Origin of the sequence: Vibrio sp. 10N.247.311.49, from assembly GCF_041467655.1 — a bacterium.
Classification (GTDB): domain Bacteria; phylum Pseudomonadota; class Gammaproteobacteria; order Enterobacterales; family Vibrionaceae; genus Vibrio; species Vibrio crassostreae_C.
In genome coordinates this window covers 1-19,133 of record NZ_JBFSVA010000038.1, presented here as the reverse complement: position 1 = coordinate 19,133, position 19,133 = coordinate 1, and the positions used below count along the sequence as shown (strand labels likewise).

Sequence of the window (19,133 nt, the reverse complement as noted above, 5' to 3'; positions counted from 1 at the left end):
GCGCGCGAGGTGACGATGGCATTGGTCACCTCCACGTCCACTGTGTTACTGGTGACTCCGTCTAGGAAAGCCTCAACCGTCGTGGTGGCGACTGTGTCCCCAGACAATAAACCAGTAGGCGTGACCGTTGCTGTCTGTGGTTCATCCGGTGTCCACGTGACCGAACGGCTGACATCTGATGAGGTCCCATCACTGTAGGTCGCTGTTGCAAGTAACTGTTGTGTTTGACCTTTCGCGACTAAGACCTGTGAAGGCGTGACGGTGAGCGAGGTGACGATGGCATTGGTCACCTCCACGTCCACTGTGTTACTGGTGACTCCATCTTTAGTGGCTGTGATCTTTATAAATCCTAACGCTTTGCCAATTAATTGTCCCGGTTCTACAAAATATCCAATGTTCTTGTTATTAGAGCGCCAAATGCTTAAATCAGTTAGCACCTTTGAAGAGTGATCAGAATAATAACCTACTGCGACGAAAGCTTTTTTGTTCCCCTTCCTCATCGTTAATTTACTTGTTCCCCGAATTCCTGATGAGGAGACGCTAATATCGATCCGTTCTAATGTTATTGCTGGTTTTACATCAACCTCTTCTGACAATTCTAAATTACAACCTGCCAAGAAGAGTATAATTAATATATAAAGGGAGATAATTTTATTCATGGCTATAGCTAGTATGGTTATAAATTAAAAATGATTCTTATAAATTCGATTAATAGCAGAGGAAATGACAATCATTTAAGATAATTAATCAATTATTTAACATAAAGCAATGATTTTATATTTTTAATTAATTATCTTTATTTATAAATATAATCATGAATAAACCCTGTATTTCGCTTTCAAATAGTACTAACTTTAGCGTTTAAAATTGGCAGATAATTAATTAAAAATAAATAATAAAAATCCCCCCCCATACAGTATTGATAGTGTTAACGTATTTTAACTAAAGAGAAAGAACTAAGCTGAGCTCAGCTGCAAGGAGATTATCAACAATGGTTTATCAATGGGCAGTATTTCGTCATCAGCATCCTATTTTCGGGGGAGGATGTGAACTATTTGTTGTCCTGCTCGCTTTTTTATCAATAGCCTTACCTCTAATATGTGAAGAAAGCTTATTAATACTAGGAATATCTTTAGGACTTGCCATCATCTGCTTTACTCTATTTTTACTTTTTGCCCAAAGTGACAAGATCCGAAGGTCTATGCCTAGCTAGAAAAATGCTATTAAGTCCTTAAAAAACTAGGAGCTCTTCCCTCGTTTGCTTGGGTTTTCAGCATATCTATCTAAGTGACTACTCACCGCCTATTGGGCGATGCTTCTTATTTCGTTAGCCATTGCTCGATAGTATCAAGACTTACGCAGCTTCCATAAGCAGAGACGATTATCCAACCGCCTTTAATTCTAGAAGGCCTTTATCACGGATATTAAGGGCGGCGTTTAAGTCACGATTTATGTCTGTAGTGCCGCCTGATGGACAATCCCACTTGCAAACCGATAAGGGCATTTCTTCCACTTTATGACCGCAACAACAGCACGTTTAGAGCTTGCATCCCACTGATTTAGTTTAACTAGATATTTGCCTTGCTCTTTTAGTTTGTACTCCAACTTAAAGACAAAACTATGCCATGAGGCGTCCGCTATGTGTTTCGCCAGTTTGCGGCTTTTCATCATGTTTGTTGATTTCAATGTCTCAATTATCACCGCTTGGTTTTCGTCAACGAGAGTTCGAGAAAGCTTATGTTGAAAATCAGCACGAGCGTTAGCCACTTTTTCGTGGCATTTGGCAACGAGCAATCTAGTTTTTGCTCGATTGGCACTGCCTTTTGCTTTTCTAGATAGCTGACGCTGCTTTCGTCTGAGATTCTTCTCAGCACGTTTTACAAATCTTGGGTTAGCTGTCTTTCTACCGTTCGATTCAATAGCAAAATGAAATAGACCTAGATCAATACCAGTTACCTTGCTTAACGTAATGCTCTTAACCTTGCCTACAATCTCACGGTGATTATTCGCCTCTACAGGCTTTATTTTCGGGAGTTTGATGCACCATCAAAGACTTTTACACCAACACAGTGATAGCTCGATTGCTTACCGTGTCTACGTTTGAATGTGGGTACTTGGCTTTCAACTTCGGATTAAAGAAGTTATCAAAGGCTTGGTGACGATTGAGTACAGATTGCTGCAAGACGGTTGAATCATCTTGCTTCAACCAGTGGTATTTACGCGATTTCTTGGCAACTGCAAGTAGTGGCTTGATGTCCTTTTTAGGATTCAGTAAGTTTTGAAAAAATCACCACTCCAAGACAAAGTTACTTGGTAGTTACAATACGCATAATCGCCTGGTGCTCACAAAGAGCAAAAGCGTTGCTCGTATAACAAACCCGAACCGATTGAATGCCGAAAACGACTGGAATATCGAAACAAAATTCAGACCTATTGATGGCCTTACCTTATGAGGGTTTGATGCCGTCGCGCATCAGCCGACCTTAATCGTTATACAGACAAGAGAGTAAACCTTTGGCCGACGCGCGATGCTCGGAGGTTGTTTCTGTCGTCTTTTCCGTTTTCTTCGCATAGGCGTCGTCTTCTCGCATTTGTTTAATGGTGGTAGCACAGTCACACACTCTGATACTCACCCCTCCCCCCGGTGCCTTTAGTATTAAGAAGTCGATTGAATTCACCCAAATCACGTGCCTGGATATGTCAGAGGAAACCGTAGAACGTATTTTCATGTGACCCTCTAAACGCCAAAACGCACATCAAAACAAAACCCTGAGCACTTAAACGTCCCCTCCTCCGTTTGCACGAATCGCAACGCTGGAAACACAGACCCGTAAGTGGTGTACAGAATAATGTGATCCGCTCGCTCGTGAAGAAACCATTCACCAAAGCCAGCGCCATTTAATTCAATGAAAAAGTCACGGATTTCATGGAAAGCAAAACGACGCGACACCAATTGCGGAAACTGCTGCTTGATAGCTTCAACGAACCCTTGGCCTTTTAACGACGCGATATCAGCCTGTTGCTCTGGCGACTGACGACGACTGAACATTTTTAAACGCTGGATTTTGGAAACCCAATCAGACTTTCTTTTCGCCTCATCACGACACTTTTTGACTTGATAGCGCAACTTCAAGACCGCCAAAGATCTAGAGACATCATTTTTTGGTGAGCTTTCGTGCCCAGCGGCGAAACGCTGGTCGCTGAACTTTGATTTAGAGAGAGTTAGGCTTGAGTGTCGTTGTACCATGAGGAGTTTCCTTTCTGTTTGAGTATCACTTTTATGGAGCCGCTTGGCTGTCCGGCAAACGTTCTTGGTTCTCAAGGACAAGGGCGCGAAGCGTTCATATACCCTTGTCATTGGGGTTCAGAACGATCACGGTTAACAGCCTGTGAGCCCATCAAATGATGTGAGTCGAAAGGGAAATAGGCACATAAGACAATAAGCCTTTACTCGAACTTAATTAAAGTCAGTGAAAGGAGTGAGGAAGCGCAAGCGTTCTGGCCACGCCTTCGAAATAGGACGTTCTTCATCTCAAAGCCAGCCTCAGACAATTCTAGAGGGGTGATGAGGCTACCTTTTGCTCCGGTAAAGTGATTAGCTAAACAAACGAGGTCTTCCACGATCACCTTGCTTGGTCCGTTGCCATTGTTGGATCACTTTTTCATCAATCCAAAATGTCAGCCGACCCACGATTGCAGGGGTTGGGGTGTAGATTTAACCACACTGTATTTACATTAATATCAAATTTCTCTTTTACAGGGGTCCTGTCACCCCCAAAATACAGGCTAAAAATAACAATAATCTAAACTTTCTTATCTTGCTATCGCTTCAATTAATGCCAACCCACCACCTAATCGCAAAATTTTTGATTTAAAAGACTAGTAAAATCAAAGAAATGTCATTCTCAATACTCGATTGGACTCACTTGTAAGGAAAACATAATTGATAGTTAATTTATTAGTATTCGGTCTGCATTAAGAGTTAGGTGGAGCCTCGTTTAACTGATTTTAATCAAAGGTAGTAATATATGTACACAAGGACAAGAATACTGTTCTATTTGAGTTGTTTTTTTCTCTCCTTTAATGCTAGAGCGATCGATTTATCAAATAGTTACGTGACATTTTATGAGGGACCACAATTGAGTGATCAAGCATTTCTCTACCCTATACTTAGAGAGAAAGATACTCGGGAGCTCACCTATCTTGATGACCTCATTTTAGATTCTCTGAGAGGTGGGAAGTTGGGTTATCAATATTTTGATTCCGGTGGAACGAGCGCAACTTGTCAGGGGTCCAGAGGTGGTTTCATACCAATAGGCAAGAAAACCACCGTAAGAAATCTTAGAGTCCCGTCTTGCTACAACAGCTTAATCATGCGTACGCGCTTATGTCTTTATGACAAGGACAACAAGTATATTGGAGGAAATTGTACAGACTCTTACTATGGCCATACTTTTAATCCTTTAACAGAGAAGCCTAGTGACTATAGGTACAAGAAAAATGGGACGTTTGAGGGATGTGAGTTGAACCCGGTAAAAGTAAAGCTAAGTGACATCTATGAGGATTCGGCTTTAGCCCCTGAGGCAATACATACGTACTTTCCTATTGGAACTTGTCGCGCGGTGCATTTAGAAAGTCCTGACTATAAAAGTTTTACCTCGATTCTCTCTCAGATGCATCCTAAAATATATAAGCGCTTAGGACCTAAGTGCACAGTTCTAGAAACTGAACCAGTGTCTCTAGCCCATACTAATGGGACAGTTATTCATCCTAGTATCAAACCTACAAAAGTAGGTTGCTTATAATTTTTTGCTATGTGTAGTGGTCAACTGAAATTGGCCACGGTTTTAGAGGGTACCCAAGACAATCTCTCTGATTCATTAGGTGTGAGGCCACCATTATAGTGATGTGGCCTCAATTGGCTGTAATAGCCAATGATGTATTGGATAATTTATTGTTGAGCCTCAGAAAAGCTACGATAACCTACTGTTGGGATCCACTCCGTCTTTAAGCTTCTAAAGAAACGTTCCATTGGAGCATTCTCCCAGCAATTTCCTCGTCGAGATAAACTTTGTTTTATCTGAAAACGCCACAGTAACTGACGATATTTTCTACTCATCTAGTGACTATCTTGCTCGCTGTGGAATGTAGCCCCTTTAGGCTTTCCTATACTGATGTCTCGGTAATTGACAGCTAATCGAACCAAGCGTTTTCATTAGCTTTGTTGCTAGATAACGGCTCAGAGCTACGCCTTGATTTATCACCAGATCAGCAATAGTTCTCGCTCCCGAAGAGCCATTGCTTACCGCTGCGGTCCTCACCTCGCTTGCGGTCACCCCCTCATAAATTCCGTTGTGGAAGGTCATTAATGGCGACGGCAACATACAGCGATAACACTTCATACGATGTAAGCGATTCCTTGACGTGGACGTCGAATGAGCTGAGCACGGCAACGATGACACCTACTGGCTGGTTGTCAGGGGTTGCGGTTGGCAGCACGACAGTCACGACAGCTGAAGATGGAGGTATCACCACTCACACAATCGACGTGAATGTGTTCACATGTAGAGTTACTGGATCTTCATGTCTTGAGAGCTTCGATACTGGGAGTAGGAAGATGTTTATCAACTCACCATCAAAAATATTCCTAAATAGCCTCGGCGGAGAAAATATTGGTTTTACAAAAAAAAGGAGTTAAAAGGGTTATTTAATACATACGGTAATATGTTTATCGTGCGAGTCTAGGCGCTCAGGATAAATTACTGGTCAGGGACGAATCGAGGTCCTGGTTTGAGTGTAAGACTCAAAAATGGCAGCGAAGGAACCAGTATGCCAGCGCCCCCTGCGTCTCAGACCCTTCACGGTTGAACCCTCGCGCTTGTGATTCTAGCCCTAAACCACCGACTAAAGTAGGGGGTTCTTTGTATAGTTTTGATGTCTTCCCAACCTCGCCCCTTTTTTCATCCCAGTCTTCATAGCAACTAGAATCAATAGCTCTAGGGTGACCACGTTCCAAGAAAGCGGCGCAATCTCGCGTCATAAGCACCGCCTCCAGCTCCCCGTATTTGTTTGAGTAAGATCGGGAGCACTTATCTCTACGCACGTTTTTGTCTTGCATGAGACCTCGACTTGCTTTGCTCTGAGGCTGATACAAGTATAATCCGGACAAATGAGCCAACCTAAATGTTCAGGCGTCCTAAGTGAGAATTTCGGAGTTTTTCCTGGCGTTTTGCTTTTAGTTAGCGAACCCACGTAGACTTACCCACATCCATGAATTGGGCTGCTTCAATGACCGATTCAAAAAATTAAATTTTTATTTAATTACCTATAATTAAATAATTAAACCATAGAAAAAACTCTAACATTCCATTCAATTTATTTGGGAAGATAACTCCTTTAAAACCTAAAACATTGGTTTCGCTCTCCAGTTAAATAGAGGGGGAATTTAACTATGAAATTATTAATTACTCTTCATAAGGTTGGAAAATTTTGGGGGGTAACCCTAGGCCGTGGGATTAAAAGCTAGCTCCCAGATTCGCTTGATAGAGTGCACCTCTCTTGCAAAGGGCTCGTTATAGTGAGCCTTACCAGCGCAGCACGTTCGCGAAGTGAGCTTAAACGACCAACATGATAAAAGCGGCAAAAACTGCCTTATGGTTATTAATTTTTTGGAGTTTACGATGCGGTTAATGATTTCAGCTGTGGTGGTGGTTTACATAGGCTATTTCTTTCCAAGTTATGTCCTGCTTGATTACTACCTGAGCATTACCCGAGAGTGGGCATTAAATCCGACTTTGGATCGAGCACTCTACTCTGCTTTCGCCTACTATTTTCTACCTGTTATCGCTTTTTTCGTGCTATTTGTTAGTGCTCGGCGAGATAAGCATTGGAAGCAGTACTTAACCTCTTGGCCCAGAAACGTATGTACATGGGGTGAAGGCGCGTTGATATTGATTGGGGTGATTTCATTAAATTCCGTATCAAATTATCTTCAATATATTATTTTTGATTGGTTTTCCCCGGGATCTTGGCAGGCCCAATCCTACAATTTTACCCCTTTATTTTCGGCCTCTGATGGAGTAATTGATTGGTCGAGTGTGTTGCGAAGCGCTCTAGACGGTGTGCTCATTTCTCCCGTGATAGAGGAGCTCCTGTTTCGTTATTTGTTGTTTGTTATTTTCAGGTCCATTTTTGGGGTTACTAACGCCGCATTACTCTCAAGCTTAATATTTGCTTCAATACACCAGTGGGCGCTGGACGCATTTATGTCTGGGGCGTTTCTATGTTGGGTCTTTGAGCGATATCGCCGCCTAGGAGTAGTCATTGTCATTCATGCTTGCCATAACCTGTTTATTTTACTTTATGATCTTGTCTATTATTTAAGCACTCAGCTTCACTTTAACCCTTGGGAGGCGGTTGATATTAGTATTATTGCGTTGCAAGTGGGGTATCTAGTGATTTTTTCACTATTTATTGATTATCAGCGTAGAGGGTTTAAGGAGAGGTAAGGTTTATACGGGGCGGTCTACTTTACGCCTTTATTTTAAATTCACTTGGTTGAGTTTTAGCGTGCTTTGGTTGTCAGCCACTTTTCTCCTCCATCATAAAAGTGAAATGAACGCTACGCGATTTTCACAATGAAAACAGTGCTGCCAAGAGGGAGTAAGGAAAGGATATTTAAAAGTTAGTGAGTGGTCTAAGCAAGCAATTGTCTTGCCTAGCTTCTCCGTTCCCTTCAAATCTCATTTTTAATTATAGTTAAATAATAAGTGTTTTTTTACCCAATCCTATAGCTTTGTTGATTCATCAAAAACCTATGGTTAAATAATATGCGAAAAATAATTGAAACTCAGTCAGCCCCTAAAGCTATTGGCCCATACTCTCAAGGGGTGATTTCTGGAGGGCTAATTTTCACTTCCGGACAGCTACCGCTTCACTCACAATCAGGCTTGATGGTTAAATCCTGCCTTGAAAAACAAACGACTCAATGCCTAGAGAACATGAGAGCCATTTTGCTACATGCGAATACTGATGTGTCAGACGTAGTGAAAACAACCGTTTATCTTACCGATATGGTGAGCTTTTCAATTGTGAATGAAATTTATAATGATTTTTTCATTAAACATGGTGCCAATTATTTTCCCGCAAGAACCTGTATCGAAGTGTCAAAACTCCCTCTCAATGCCATGATTGAGATAGAGGCCGTTGCTGTCGCACCTTAGCCGTTAACGTTTCGTAATTTTTTAGCTCCAGGGTGCCTATGTCGTAATTGTCATCAACAGCGCGAAAAATCCGAATGAGAGCATATTTGGTACGCTTAACTACTGAGCAAATTGATTCCTTAAAATCAAACTTAGATAGTACCTTCTATTGGTTTCAAGAAGGTACTGTGCTCAACTTCCTTGCGATAGCAAAATTAAAGAGCATGTTGTAGAACTACTAAAACATCGAAAATAAGACACCTAACAAGGCCATCTATACCTCAGGAGGAAAAATGGAAAAGGTCATCCGAGAACTGGCTAAAGAAGTAGGTCGAGTTATTCAAAAACCAGAAATGAAAACTGACTTTGTAATCAAAGGTCTCGGCATACGAAGAGGTGAAGAGGCGTTAATCTATCGTATTCCCTCTCATTCTAAAAAAGCGTCTTTCTATGAAAAAGGAGTGACTCTCTCTGAATTCCAGTTCGCTTACGTACATTTAAAAGAATCGGGTTATTTTACGAGAGCTTGGTTTAATAAAAACCTCTCTGCTTGTGCAAAAGAAGGGGCGTGCAATTTTACAACAATAGGCGGGGTTTTTAGCATTTTAGGTGTGGCAGAATACACCTCAAAGGCGACCTATCAATTAAAGGCATAACAAACTGTTTAGTGTAACTCCCAACGCTTTGCATTTCTCTCCACTAAACTTACTAGACTCAAGTGATTCAATAGTATCACTTGAGTCTTCTGTTGGAGTCCTTCTCATGAAAGTCGAGCTTATTACTTCCCTTAAGCGTCAAGCGACCAAAACCCTCACAGACCTAGCCAGTGCTGTTCACCGAACATGGGACCCCCTCTACGTATCTGGTTGATGTGGACACCAGTTTATGCAAAACCGTTTGGCTATTCTCGAAGGGCTTGCTGGCGGTGAACTCGCAATCTCAAAGGCAAAGCACTGGGTCCTGATGAAGCAAGGAAAAATGTCAAAATGGCTGAAGGGATTTGGAGTGAGCCCGCGTTATCGACTCTCAATAATTCGCGGAATACATTGCCCTTGAAAACCTGCTCGCTGCCAAACAACTCGTTCAAAACATCTTCGAAAGAGTCGAACGCCTCAGCTAATTTCCCGAGTCTGGGCGGGGCGTCTTCCTCCTGATCTTAAACACCTCAATTCTCGTGAATTCGTGGTTAATCCTTGCCGTGTTTTTTACCAAGCTAAAGGTGTGCATCTTTAGTTCAGCTGAACTAACCGTTGAACTAAAAACGTCTCAAGACGCTCTTGAAGTACTCGACCGTGATCAGTTTACCTTAATGAACGACCCCACGGCTATACGGCTGAGACGGGAAAAATTATCGTTATAAAACAAGGCAAAGTGACGTTTTCTGTTGAGGCCCAGAGGCTCATCAGCCCGTTATTAACTATCACGAACACCACCGCTGAAAATGTGTTGCTCACTTAATGAGACGGAGCGGAACAATACGAAAAGCGATTGCTTAAAGTGATAGAAGGCTTAACTTGGCGACACAAACGGTAAGTATTTTAGTTCTTCCCCAAGTTTGGATTTTAAAAAACTCAATTATACCGTTAATGAGATGAAATATAATGTGGTGCGGTCTTACGCAAAAAGCATTCAAGCGCTAGAGTAGAATGCCCCGATGGACGGACATTATGCAAATTTTCGACAACAAGATGGTGCGAGAAAAATGACAGTGTTGGTAGACAATATGACCGTTATTGCAAGGATTTAGCAAAGCTAACCGTCCCCGAATTAACTGCGCTCACCAAGGAGCATGGGGAGTTCTATTCATACTTCCCAACGCTTCATTTCTTTTGGACGTCGAGTAAAATTGCGCCAGAAATCACCACGCAATCCGCCGGCGCTTCAGAGTTTCTGTCTATCACTTGGTTCTCAAGAATTTCAAACATCCATAAGAGCCATTCTTCTCTGGCCATCTGTGTACGGAACATTCAAGTTCCGTCGGCAACGCTATCGAAAGGCCGAGGGCTGGCTCGGCTTTTCAATGTCTTTATTAACGATGTTTACTGGGGCTCCAAGGTTTCGCCAGAGCGATGAAAACGCTGGAAATTTACTTCTTTCTAGGGCCACTCTGTATGAGCCTCAGCGATCCGAGGGATTTGGTTTCCATGAATTGACCCATTGCCGCCCAATGGGCAATGGTTTGGGACGGGGTCAGTCCAGAGCTTTTGGCGGCTCTGAGTGCTTGTTTGAACAACACTTGATCGATATAGACACTCACTTTCATCACTAATCCTTCTTGTTCATGCTTACTTTATTTAAATTTACTCGGAACCCAAGATTTTGCCGCTAGAGTTTATTTTAAAACCGTCCTAATAGGGCTCGATCGGCAAATAACCACGCCCCTCAGCGCTCGGGTTGCTCGTCCTTGACCGTGATTTGAATCTTTTGGATGGGTAATTTTAAAATTAATAAGGCTAGACGCCGTCAAAAACGGGCAGCGCTTCGAACAGGACTAGTACGTTGATAACGATGATGCTCACACCGTAGATAAACACACCAACCAACACCAACTCTCCTCCAGGCACTTGGTAAGCCTTCGATTTTTTCTGATCTTCTTCACTCTCTTCAAGGTTGTTAAACGCTGGTCTTTGTAGTCTCGATTTCCTTACTAACAATGCCGGTACGATACATGCCCAAATCGCAGCGGCAGACGCTGCATAACCAATTGCGCTAAGAAAACCAAAAGGAAAAAGAAGAGAAAAAATAAGAGGCGGAATAAATGTAACCGCCCAGGTCTTGGTTCTTCCTTTGGAGGTAGCATCAAATTGAAAAAGATCGGCCAAAAAATCAAACACACCCAACCCTACCCCAATAAAACTCGACAAAATGGCCGCCGCTGAAAAAGCACTAATGACATTTGATAGGGTTTCTTCAGCCAACACTGCTTTTAAGCTGATGAGTAAGATGTCTATATTTCCACCTTCTGCAATTATAGGGCCGAAGCTAATTCTTGGTAAATTACCATAGATACTTAATAGCCAAATGGTGTAGATAAAGAACGCCATGAGCGTTCCGCCTACAATCGCCCTTTGTGCGAGCCTTTCATCAAGGTAGTAGTCTCGCAGAGTGGAGACGCTGTGCTGGTATCCAAATGAAGTTAAAGCAATAGGGAAAAACCCCCATACGTATTGCGCATACTCAAACTTTAAGTGAGCAGTATCCAACAAAGTAACAAGATTAACATTAAACCAAAGGCCAGCAGTCCCAAAAATAAAGCTGATAATCATAAATAGCATCAACACCATGGAAATGCGGTCAACTGTTTTTGTTGAATGCCAAACTAGTCCAGAAAAGATAAGCACAAAAAGGATAGAAGCTAGTTTAGGGGAAAGGCCAAAGTACTCCTTAATGATCAGTCCAGATGAAGTGATGTAAGCGTACAGTAAAATCCCTCCCACAAAGTAGATCATTAAGTTATTAAAAAAATTAACCTCTTTTCCTAACAAATCTTTTGTGATGGAAGAAAAAGACGACCTGTATGGATAATCTTTTAAAACTTCGAGTAACAGACAACCACTGGTTGTCATAATGAGCATAGTGAAGAGCAAAGCCATTAAAGCACCGATGGTCCAGACCCCAGCCCCTGCAGCGGGAAGTCCAAGCATACCAGCGCCGACGCAAATACAAGCGACAATACAGGCTCCTCCAATCATTGAAGGCGGGGTTGTGCTCCTTACCTGTTTCATACTAGACATAAATAAATACCTTTCTTTTCTTTAGTTCAATTGCTCTTTTAGACTGCTCCCCTTACAAGCTAGGAGGCACAAAAAAGCGCTAGAACCTAGAATCTAGAACTTAATTTTAGGAATGACATATTAATTAAATTCTAAATTAGCCTAATATTTCTACCTAGTTAACCTAACTAAAAAATATTGTTTCGATGTTGAGTGCAGAAGGTGTCAAAATCGGGGGGGATTTAAGGTTCGTCAGAGAATGCGTGAAGCTGGTTAATGAGTAATCAGCCAGGTTCGCATCGATATAAACATGCAAAATTGGAGAGGCTAGACGCGATGATCTTACTTAGATTGGGTCTGGTTCGAAGTAGACCTACTTAAGCCGACGCGTTGTGGAATGGTCTTTATCAGATAAGCCTGATGCCACAATTTCAGGCAAGGAAAGATATGAGCTATTACTTGATGAGTTACTACAATCGGCCTCGGCCTCAGCACGCAACTCATGGGCTGTCGCCAGTAAATGCCGAAAATAGGCTTAAATCAGTGTCCGAAATGTTGACCACTTACACTTAACAGAATAACGTCTATCTTTTGGGGGGTCAGCGTGGTTTTTGTCTACGAGAGTTCGAGAGAGTTTGTGTTGAAAATCAGCGCGAGCGTTAGCGACTTTTTCATCGCATTTAGCTAATAGCAATCTAGCTTTACGAGATAACTACTTCTGCTTACGTCTGAGGTTCTTCTCAGCACGCTTTATAAATCTGGGGTTAGCTGTCTTTCTGCCGTTCGATTCAATAGTAAAGTGAGACAGACCAAGATCAATACCTGTCACCTTACTCACTGTATGAAGCAAACTAGGCGCTTCCACTCCATCATCAACAAGGATAGATGCGTAGAACTTACCTGTTTTACTCAACCTGACAGTAATACTTTTAACTTTACCTACAATTTCACGGTGAATGTTCGCCTCTACAGGTTTCATTTTCGGAAGCTTGCGGTACATATGCGACTTTAAATGTAGAGCTTTGTGGTTCGCACAACGCCAAACTGAGCTATTAAAAACTCAGATTGCTCTTACGTTGGGTAAATGCGTGCCTTAGTTGCTCTTAACACTCAAAATCCTTAACTGTATTCATGAACAGTCGTATATCAACTGCTTCGGGCTGTCTATCTTAAAGTGCTATCGCACTTTCGCCTTATCTCCCCGCCCTCAGAGCTGGCGAGGGTTTACGGCGTGATTGCTAAAAAATCAATTACTCCCAGGACTGTGAAAATTCTTGATCTTTAAAGGCAGCAGCGAGGCCTGTGACTTGCTGTAATCGTAGAACTTCATCTTTATCCATTCCCAATTCGTAACAAATTTTATGATTTGCCCATCCCATCTCTTTGAGTTGAATAATCAGATCTGCAATCAGTTCAACTTGGTGTGAGCCACGCGCCAGGTTATGGCGAACAGAAGTCGATATGCAATTTTCTTCAGGCAAATTAAGGACCACCGCGGGGATGTACCCCGTTAGGGTTTGCAGCTCTGGGTGGTTCAATAATAATTGATAACGATGAAACCCATCGATGACAACGTATTTTTTGACCGAAGTATTCAAACGATTAACCAAAATAGGCATAGTTAAACCATTTTTCTCCATCGACGTTTTTAGGAGTTTGCTTTCTGGAGGCGCCATTTTATTTGGGTTGTATTGATTAGCTTCTATTTCATCAAGTGGGATCATTTCAACATGACAAGCTGGCGGTAAATCAGGAATAAGCTCGATGAGTACTTTGGCTGCTTTATTGTAAATTGCGACCTTATCAATGACTTGTTTGTCCGTGTTATTGATAGATTTCAACGGCTTCTTGGTGCGATGCTGATAAGCTAGAGTAGGTTCACTTTCCATTCGTATCACTCTTCTTCTCCATAGAGGGCATGGTATTGTTTTGCTAAGGACTTGTTGTACCCAAAAGAGAGTCCTCGGCACCAATAGTCATTTTTAATCAGTACTTTACAAATTCTTCTCCAACTAGGAACTTGCTTCCTAGATTCCAATTTACTCTCTGCGTAATCAGGGATGCAGGTCACTCCTTTTTGAGGACCGTTTTTACGCCACCACTGTAAGAACTTAAAAATTCGGTCTCGGTAATGTTTTTCTACATGTGGCGGCATGGTTTTCAGAAGGTATTTACTGTATTGCCGGTAGCTAAGCCCCGGTGGTAATTCAAAGCGATAATAACCAAGGATACGCCCCTGACTTTTTGAGTATCGAGCACCAAAGTTACATCCTTCTACTCTGGCAACTAATTTTTGCCAGGTATCAGGTTCTAATATTTGATATAGCCACAGCCCTTTTCTTTGCTCATCGCCAAAAGGTTGGCAAAGCCGCTGCTGTGAAAGAGGGACGCCGGCCTTATGCATTAAGTCGTAAATACGGTTGTAATCCCAACTAAAGCGGTAATTCGCAACCCAAATATCTTTAGTTTTCCAATCGTATAAGGGATAAGCCATATACACATTTGGCTGCATTTTAGTCGTCCAATATTTATCTGAAAATTTTTTTTTGGACCTATTTTTAATGGTATTGAAGCGATGTAAAGATTCATCAGCACGTATACCGATTAACACAGCGATTGGCTCACCCCTTTCCTTTTGGTACCAATGAGCAAACTTAAAAACAAAGTCTTCAAACTCCATCCCGTTTTGGAAAAAAGGGAATACATCCGGGTTTGAAATCACGCCTTTATGCGGTGGTCGGTCCCTGACCCATTGCGCTTCTTTAGCAGGATCCCAACAAAGCCATTTAGGCTGAAACTGTGAGATTGAATTCCTTAAGCTGAGCGGTAAACAAACCCAATAGGGGTTAATTTCTCCGTCCAGTACCATGCGCTCAATGAAGGCATGAGTTTCATGATACTGAGCTTCAAAGTCCACGATGAGTACATCGACAGGTAATCGACCACGCTTTTTCGCTTCTTGAATAGTCAGATTTAAAAGGACGCCAGAGTCTTTCCCTCCAGAGAAGGAAACATAGAAATGGTTAAAGTTGTCGAAAAGATAGCAAATTCTTTGTCGAGCGCCTTCAAGCACATTGTATTTTTGCTGAATTTTATCTCGAGAGAAATCGCCTTCTCTTCTTTTTTTATTGGCAATCATGATTTCCACAATGTCATTAACTACTCAAATAAAAATAAATAACTTTTGCATTTTTTATAAATTAATTATTAATAATTAATTTATTTATAAGGGCAATATTGAAGAAAAGCTCTTCCGAATTTCAAGCTCGGGAGAGCTTTGAGAGACTAGAAACTAAAGTGAAGATTACCTCTTAAACCAATAATCCAACTGTCATCAGCTTCTGAGTTCTTCGGTAAAGAATAAAGATATTGAACATTAGGAGTTAACGAGAGCGCACCCCAGTTCATTCGGTAATAGATTTCAGAGTTGTAAGAGTCATCAGCTACATTAGCAGAGTTGGGCTTAGCCCAACCCAAGGCGATGCCTAGCATGCCAGGTCCTGCCTCATACCCAGTACCAAACACGACCGAAGATTTGTATAGAGCCTCAGGTCCTTGCGCGACACCGGCTCTGAAAAATGGTATCCATGAGCCGGTTTTATATATGGACGACCAATTTGCGCCATAGTTTTCGCTAGCTTTCTCTTTTCCATCACTGTGCCAAACTGTTAGGTGTGAATTCTTCAAATAAAAATCGTCTTTCGACTCCACCCAACCTATTTCTAGGGACTTAAAATATTGATTATCATTGATGAACTGTTCAACACCATCGAAAGGCTTAGTCGAATCAGCTTTTGCATCAGAGAAACTTGCATAAAAATAATAGTTTTCCGACATCATATGGCGTAGAACGCCGCCGAATGTTGATTCATCTGGGATTGGGATAGAACCGGAACCGGTACTAAACTGTAAGTTAGAAAAACCATAGTAAGGGTTACCCAACTGATAAGTATCAACATAATCAGTTGCATCTAAAAAACCAACCATCATATCAGTAGATTGTTTATTAAAGGTTTGTGTCCAATAAAGATTCGTTAACCTTAAACCTATATCACTAAAAGCTGGTTGGATTACACCAAACCCTCCGACATTCTCCATGACAAATTCAGAGGGCGTACTCTCTGTATAACCGTGCTTATGATCAACCCTCAGCTGCAAAGCTCCGGTATCACTCTCTTTTTGGTAAGCTCGCCAATTCAATGTAATCCGTGCAATACCAGCTGCCGCACTGCTGTCTTTGTTCGGCAAGCTCTCACTGGACGTTAAACCAAAAACATAATAATCCACAGCTCCCTTTAAATCCTGGTCTTCAGCCGCATGAATCAACGTTGGCGTAACAAACACAACCGATCCCACAAGCGTTAGCCAAAAACGCTTAGTCTTTTTCGTAAATGCTACATTCTCAATCATATCAATAACTTCCTTTTTTTTTCATCGAAGTTGTACGACTCAGCTCAACTTTCATTGTTAGTCAGGAGTTATTAAGAGGGATTTGAAAAATGAATACTCGTAATTAATAGGTAATTTAAGCGCTCTCCTTTATCAACCTGTCACAATCATTTATTTAAAATCGAAAACACCTCAATTTTTTATACCAACATCAAAAATTGAGGTATATACTATTTCTTATCCCTACCCGGAGGCAGAAATGGATAATCAAAACACTACAAACACATTTCAAGCGCTTAAAATCGGTGCAGACGCTTACATTCAGCGTCGTAATCAACGTTTACTGGCCAATCATCGCAAAGAGCTGCGTAACTTTACCCGAGCAGAAGCCTCGGCCTACCTTGGCATTGATGCAAAAACGCTTGATCGGTATGTTACCGCCGCTGCGATAGATCCCCGTCGTCATGAAGACTCACAATGGTCGATCGATATCGCGGAAATGTACAAGGTACGTAACTTACTACCAGATAATCTACGTAAAGACGCTAAGTTCATACGCAGTGAGCAGCAAAAGGCGCAAGTGATGGTTATCCAGAACCAAAAAGGCGGTGTTGGTAAAACCGTTTCTGCCGCGACTATCGCATCAGGTTTAGCGACCGAGTTTCATCAAGAGTATCGTGTTGGTCTAATCGATATGGATGGCCAAGCCACGCTATCGATGTACTACGCGCCCGAAGCCGAGCAAGAAGGTAACTTGTCTGTTGGTGACTTGATGATGAAAACGTTCGACCTCGATGAAGGCGAAACCGTTGATCAAGTCATCTCTGAAGCCTTTCTTGAAACTACCATTCCAAACCTGCGCATTTTGCCTGCCGCGCAAAGTGACCGAGCGATGGAAGGCTGGTTTCATGAGCAAGTATTCAGTCAAACCTTAAATTCACCTTATTCACTACTTAAAGACATCATCGATAGTGTAAAAGATGAGTTTGATATCATTATTATCGACACCCCTCCTTCACTAGGTTATGCAACCTTCAATGCGTATTTTGCCGCAACGAATGTGGTCTTCCCATTGTCGATTACCGAAAACGACATTGATGCTACCTGCTCTTACTTCAGCTACATTCCTCAGGTGTGGGCCCTGTTAGAGAACGCCAACCATGAAGGCTACGACTTCATGAAGATCTTACTGACTAACCATCGTGATAGCTCAACCACTACCGAATTAATGAACAACCTGTACGACAACTTCTCTCCTTACTTGTACTCAAAAGAGTTTAAGCATAGTGAGGCCGTTCGTCAGTCATCTTCCCTACTCTCGACGGTGTTTGATATGTCGAAAAGTGAATACCCGAAAAGCAAAGCAACTTTCCAAAGCGCGCAACAAAACAGCTATGAAGTTACAAGTCAGATCTTGCGCGATATTCTGAACGTTTGGCGTGAACAGGAGAACAAATAATGGCGAAGAAACGTGGCGGGAGCCCTTTAGGCAATGCTCCTGGTTCAGCTCAAGCGCAGCAATCAGCGGCCAAAGCAAATTTAGACACTCTAACAAGTCAACTCAGCACCGAGCTAGAGAAAAGCGGGCAAAACGCTGAAGACTACCTTAGAACTAAGTTTGGATTAGAGTCTGTTGGCCAGAAAATGGTTTGGCAATTAGCTTCTGGTTCAACTGCCATTTTCAATGAAGTTACACTGTCACACGAACAAGTTAAGCAGAACTCATTTGTGACCTTTGATGTTAATGGTCGTGACCAGTCTCTGTTAACCAAAGAATCATTGGAAGATTTGAACTCGTTAGAGTTTCAGCAGTTCTATCCAGCCGTTGGCCGAGAAATTAATGGTCGCATTGATATTCTTGATGGCTCTCGCCGTCGTGCTTGGTTTTTATTTCAAGAAGGTCGTGTAAAAACATTCCGAATTCTAGTCACTCAAAACGAGCTTTCTACCACCGATGCCAAAGCGCTGGCTAAGCAGCTGCAAACCGCCAAAGAGCACAACCAGCGTGAAATTGGTTTGCAATGTCAAACTCTGATGAAGAACGGTGAGCTAACTCAAGAAGATGCGGCAAAAATCTTAAATATTAGCCGTCAAGCGGTAGGTCGAGCGCTGAAAGCAGCCAGTATTGACAGTAAGCTGATTGCCCTATTCCCTGTCGTTAACGACTTGTCTCATGCTGATTACTCCCTCTTGGCTAAGGTGATGAAAGCGTTCGCCGATGACAAGAAAGCCTTGAGCAGCTTCATTAAAAAAATAGCCGATAATGCTGTCAACGCTCAGGCTGAGCAGAGCCAAGAAGACGCTAAAGACGCTCTGATTGCTTACATTAAAGTTGAGTTAAAGATCGTTGAAGCCAAGCAAGAATTAGACAAAGCTGTCATTACTCCTCTAGCAGAGTTCGACAGTAAAGGTATGTTTGCTCGTAAGCGTGTTAAAGGTCGAAACTTTTCGTATGAATTTGGTCGCTTATCAAAGGATGTCCAAGCTGAACTCGATAAAGCTATCCAATCAGTGTTAGGTAAACACCACCAATCAACTTTATAAAAAGATAAAGGCTCTCAAATTAGGTAATGCCGTTCACTTGTGAGTGAACGGCATTTTTGTTCTTAGCATACCGGCTGTGGTCTAGGCTTAACTGTTCTAGGGAATGTTCTTTCCCTTCGCCCTTCAAGTATTAAGCTTTCAGCCATGTTGTGAAACCCCTTTAACTGACGAGGTATTGCTCCTGGTGTTGAGTAAGGTAAGCCTACAAGTAACGCCGATACATGAGCTAATGTGCCGTTAAAACTCAGTTGATAAGGAAGGTAATTTCCCTTTAAATTGAAGCAGA

Annotated in this window: 12 protein-coding genes and 6 pseudogenes; 7 read left to right on the top strand and 11 right to left on the bottom strand. The window is 42.1% G+C overall.

Translation table 11 applies throughout. From position 1 onward, the window contains the following. The 5 genes and pseudogenes from AB6E54_RS21730 to AB6E54_RS21710 form a co-directional block, all read right to left on the bottom strand. The coding region (locus AB6E54_RS21730) for an Ig-like domain-containing protein (RefSeq protein WP_372169037.1) at positions 1-659 on the bottom strand (659 nt) is incomplete at its 3' end. Positions 660-1,381: 722 nt separating this feature from the next. Continuing rightward, positions 1,382-1,525, bottom strand: a pseudogene (locus AB6E54_RS21725) (zinc ribbon domain-containing protein); the annotation flags it as partial. 20 nt (positions 1,526-1,545) lie between these two features. After that, positions 1,546-1,971, bottom strand: a pseudogene (locus tag AB6E54_RS21720) (RNA-guided endonuclease InsQ/TnpB family protein); the annotation flags it as partial. Between the two features lie 766 nt (positions 1,972-2,737). Beyond that, positions 2,738-3,247 (bottom strand): hypothetical protein, encoded by a 510-nt coding sequence (locus tag AB6E54_RS21715; protein WP_102258285.1) that lies wholly within the window; start codon positions 3,245-3,247, stop codon positions 2,738-2,740. Positions 3,248-4,825: 1,578 nt separating this feature from the next. Further along, positions 4,826-5,309: pseudogene (locus AB6E54_RS21710) on the bottom strand (integrase core domain-containing protein); the annotation flags it as partial. Between the two features lie 1,371 nt (positions 5,310-6,680). Between AB6E54_RS21710 and AB6E54_RS21705 the strand changes: the two are divergent. The 5 genes and pseudogenes from AB6E54_RS21705 to AB6E54_RS21685 form a co-directional block, all read left to right on the top strand. After that, a complete protein-coding gene (locus AB6E54_RS21705; RefSeq protein ID WP_016800044.1) occupies positions 6,681-7,508 on the top strand; it encodes a CPBP family intramembrane glutamic endopeptidase in 828 nt (275 codons plus the stop codon). A gap of 321 nt (positions 7,509-7,829) precedes the next feature. Then, on the top strand, positions 7,830-8,222 hold the full coding sequence (locus tag AB6E54_RS21700; RefSeq protein WP_016800045.1) for a Rid family detoxifying hydrolase: 393 nt from the start codon (positions 7,830-7,832) through the stop codon (positions 8,220-8,222). Between the two features lie 272 nt (positions 8,223-8,494). Continuing rightward, positions 8,495-8,857: a hypothetical protein gene (locus tag AB6E54_RS21695; protein WP_016800046.1), complete on the top strand. Its 363-nt coding sequence runs from the start codon at positions 8,495-8,497 to the stop codon at positions 8,855-8,857. Positions 8,858-8,963: 106 nt separating this feature from the next. Next, a pseudogene (locus AB6E54_RS21690) lies at positions 8,964-9,197 on the top strand (prevent-host-death family protein); the annotation flags it as partial. Further along, positions 9,188-9,422: pseudogene (locus AB6E54_RS21685) on the top strand (type II toxin-antitoxin system RelE/ParE family toxin); the annotation flags it as partial. The pseudogenes AB6E54_RS21690 and AB6E54_RS21685, both read left to right, overlap by 10 nt. Positions 9,423-10,654: 1,232 nt before the next feature. Here the strand turns inward: AB6E54_RS21685 and AB6E54_RS21680 are convergent. The 5 genes from AB6E54_RS21680 to AB6E54_RS21660 form a co-directional block, all read right to left on the bottom strand. Continuing rightward, complete coding sequence (locus tag AB6E54_RS21680; RefSeq protein WP_029222809.1) at positions 10,655-11,935, bottom strand: aromatic amino acid transporter; 1,281 nt, start codon at positions 11,933-11,935, stop codon at positions 10,655-10,657. A 691-nt stretch (positions 11,936-12,626) separates the two neighbouring features. Continuing rightward, on the bottom strand, positions 12,627-12,893 hold the full coding sequence (locus tag AB6E54_RS21675) for a transposase (protein WP_229648116.1): 267 nt from the start codon (positions 12,891-12,893) through the stop codon (positions 12,627-12,629). A 271-nt stretch (positions 12,894-13,164) separates the two neighbouring features. Continuing rightward, positions 13,165-13,803: a ParB/RepB/Spo0J family partition protein gene (locus AB6E54_RS21670; protein ID WP_017102340.1), complete on the bottom strand. Its 639-nt coding sequence runs from the start codon at positions 13,801-13,803 to the stop codon at positions 13,165-13,167. Positions 13,804-13,808: 5 nt separating this feature from the next. Beyond that, entirely contained in the window at positions 13,809-15,053 is a 1,245-nt protein-coding gene (locus tag AB6E54_RS21665) for a DUF3440 domain-containing protein (protein WP_017102339.1), read from the bottom strand. 146 nt (positions 15,054-15,199) lie between these two features. Then, positions 15,200-16,324, bottom strand: coding sequence for a carbohydrate porin (locus tag AB6E54_RS21660; protein WP_017102338.1), 1,125 nt, complete (start codon positions 16,322-16,324; stop codon positions 15,200-15,202). Between the two features lie 238 nt (positions 16,325-16,562). Between AB6E54_RS21660 and AB6E54_RS21655 the strand changes: the two genes are divergently transcribed. Both AB6E54_RS21655 and AB6E54_RS21650 read left to right on the top strand, forming a co-directional pair. Further along, a complete protein-coding gene (locus tag AB6E54_RS21655; protein ID WP_016800054.1) occupies positions 16,563-17,762 on the top strand; it encodes a ParA family protein in 1,200 nt (399 codons plus the stop codon). Then, positions 17,762-18,847 (top strand): ParB family protein, encoded by a 1,086-nt coding sequence (locus tag AB6E54_RS21650; protein ID WP_371995773.1) that lies wholly within the window; start codon positions 17,762-17,764, stop codon positions 18,845-18,847. Before AB6E54_RS21655 ends, AB6E54_RS21650 begins: the two co-directional genes overlap by 1 nt. 19 nt (positions 18,848-18,866) lie before the next feature. Here the strand turns inward: AB6E54_RS21650 and AB6E54_RS21645 are convergent. Next, positions 18,867-19,133 (bottom strand): annotated as a pseudogene (locus AB6E54_RS21645) (IS4 family transposase); the annotation flags it as partial.

Excerpts from the sequence above, each read along its gene's own strand:
- AB6E54_RS21695 (WP_016800046.1), top strand. The coding sequence starts at position 8,495 with ATGGAAAAGGTCATCCGAGAACTGGCTAAAGAAGTAGGTCGAGTTATT.
- AB6E54_RS21680 (WP_029222809.1), bottom strand. The coding sequence starts at position 11,935 with ATGTCTAGTATGAAACAGGTAAGGAGCACAACCCCGCCTTCAATGATT.
- AB6E54_RS21670 (WP_017102340.1), bottom strand. The coding sequence starts at position 13,803 with ATGGAAAGTGAACCTACTCTAGCTTATCAGCATCGCACCAAGAAGCCG.
- AB6E54_RS21715 (WP_102258285.1), bottom strand. The coding sequence starts at position 3,247 with ATGGTACAACGACACTCAAGCCTAACTCTCTCTAAATCAAAGTTCAGC.
- AB6E54_RS21660 (WP_017102338.1), bottom strand. The coding sequence starts at position 16,324 with ATGATTGAGAATGTAGCATTTACGAAAAAGACTAAGCGTTTTTGGCTA.
- AB6E54_RS21655 (WP_016800054.1), top strand. The coding sequence starts at position 16,563 with ATGGATAATCAAAACACTACAAACACATTTCAAGCGCTTAAAATCGGT.
- AB6E54_RS21665 (WP_017102339.1), bottom strand. The coding sequence starts at position 15,053 with ATGATTGCCAATAAAAAAAGAAGAGAAGGCGATTTCTCTCGAGATAAA.
- AB6E54_RS21700 (WP_016800045.1), top strand. The coding sequence starts at position 7,830 with ATGCGAAAAATAATTGAAACTCAGTCAGCCCCTAAAGCTATTGGCCCA.
- AB6E54_RS21675 (WP_229648116.1), bottom strand. The coding sequence starts at position 12,893 with ATGAAACCTGTAGAGGCGAACATTCACCGTGAAATTGTAGGTAAAGTT.
- AB6E54_RS21650 (WP_371995773.1), top strand. The coding sequence starts at position 17,762 with ATGGCGAAGAAACGTGGCGGGAGCCCTTTAGGCAATGCTCCTGGTTCA.
- AB6E54_RS21705 (WP_016800044.1), top strand. The coding sequence starts at position 6,681 with ATGCGGTTAATGATTTCAGCTGTGGTGGTGGTTTACATAGGCTATTTC.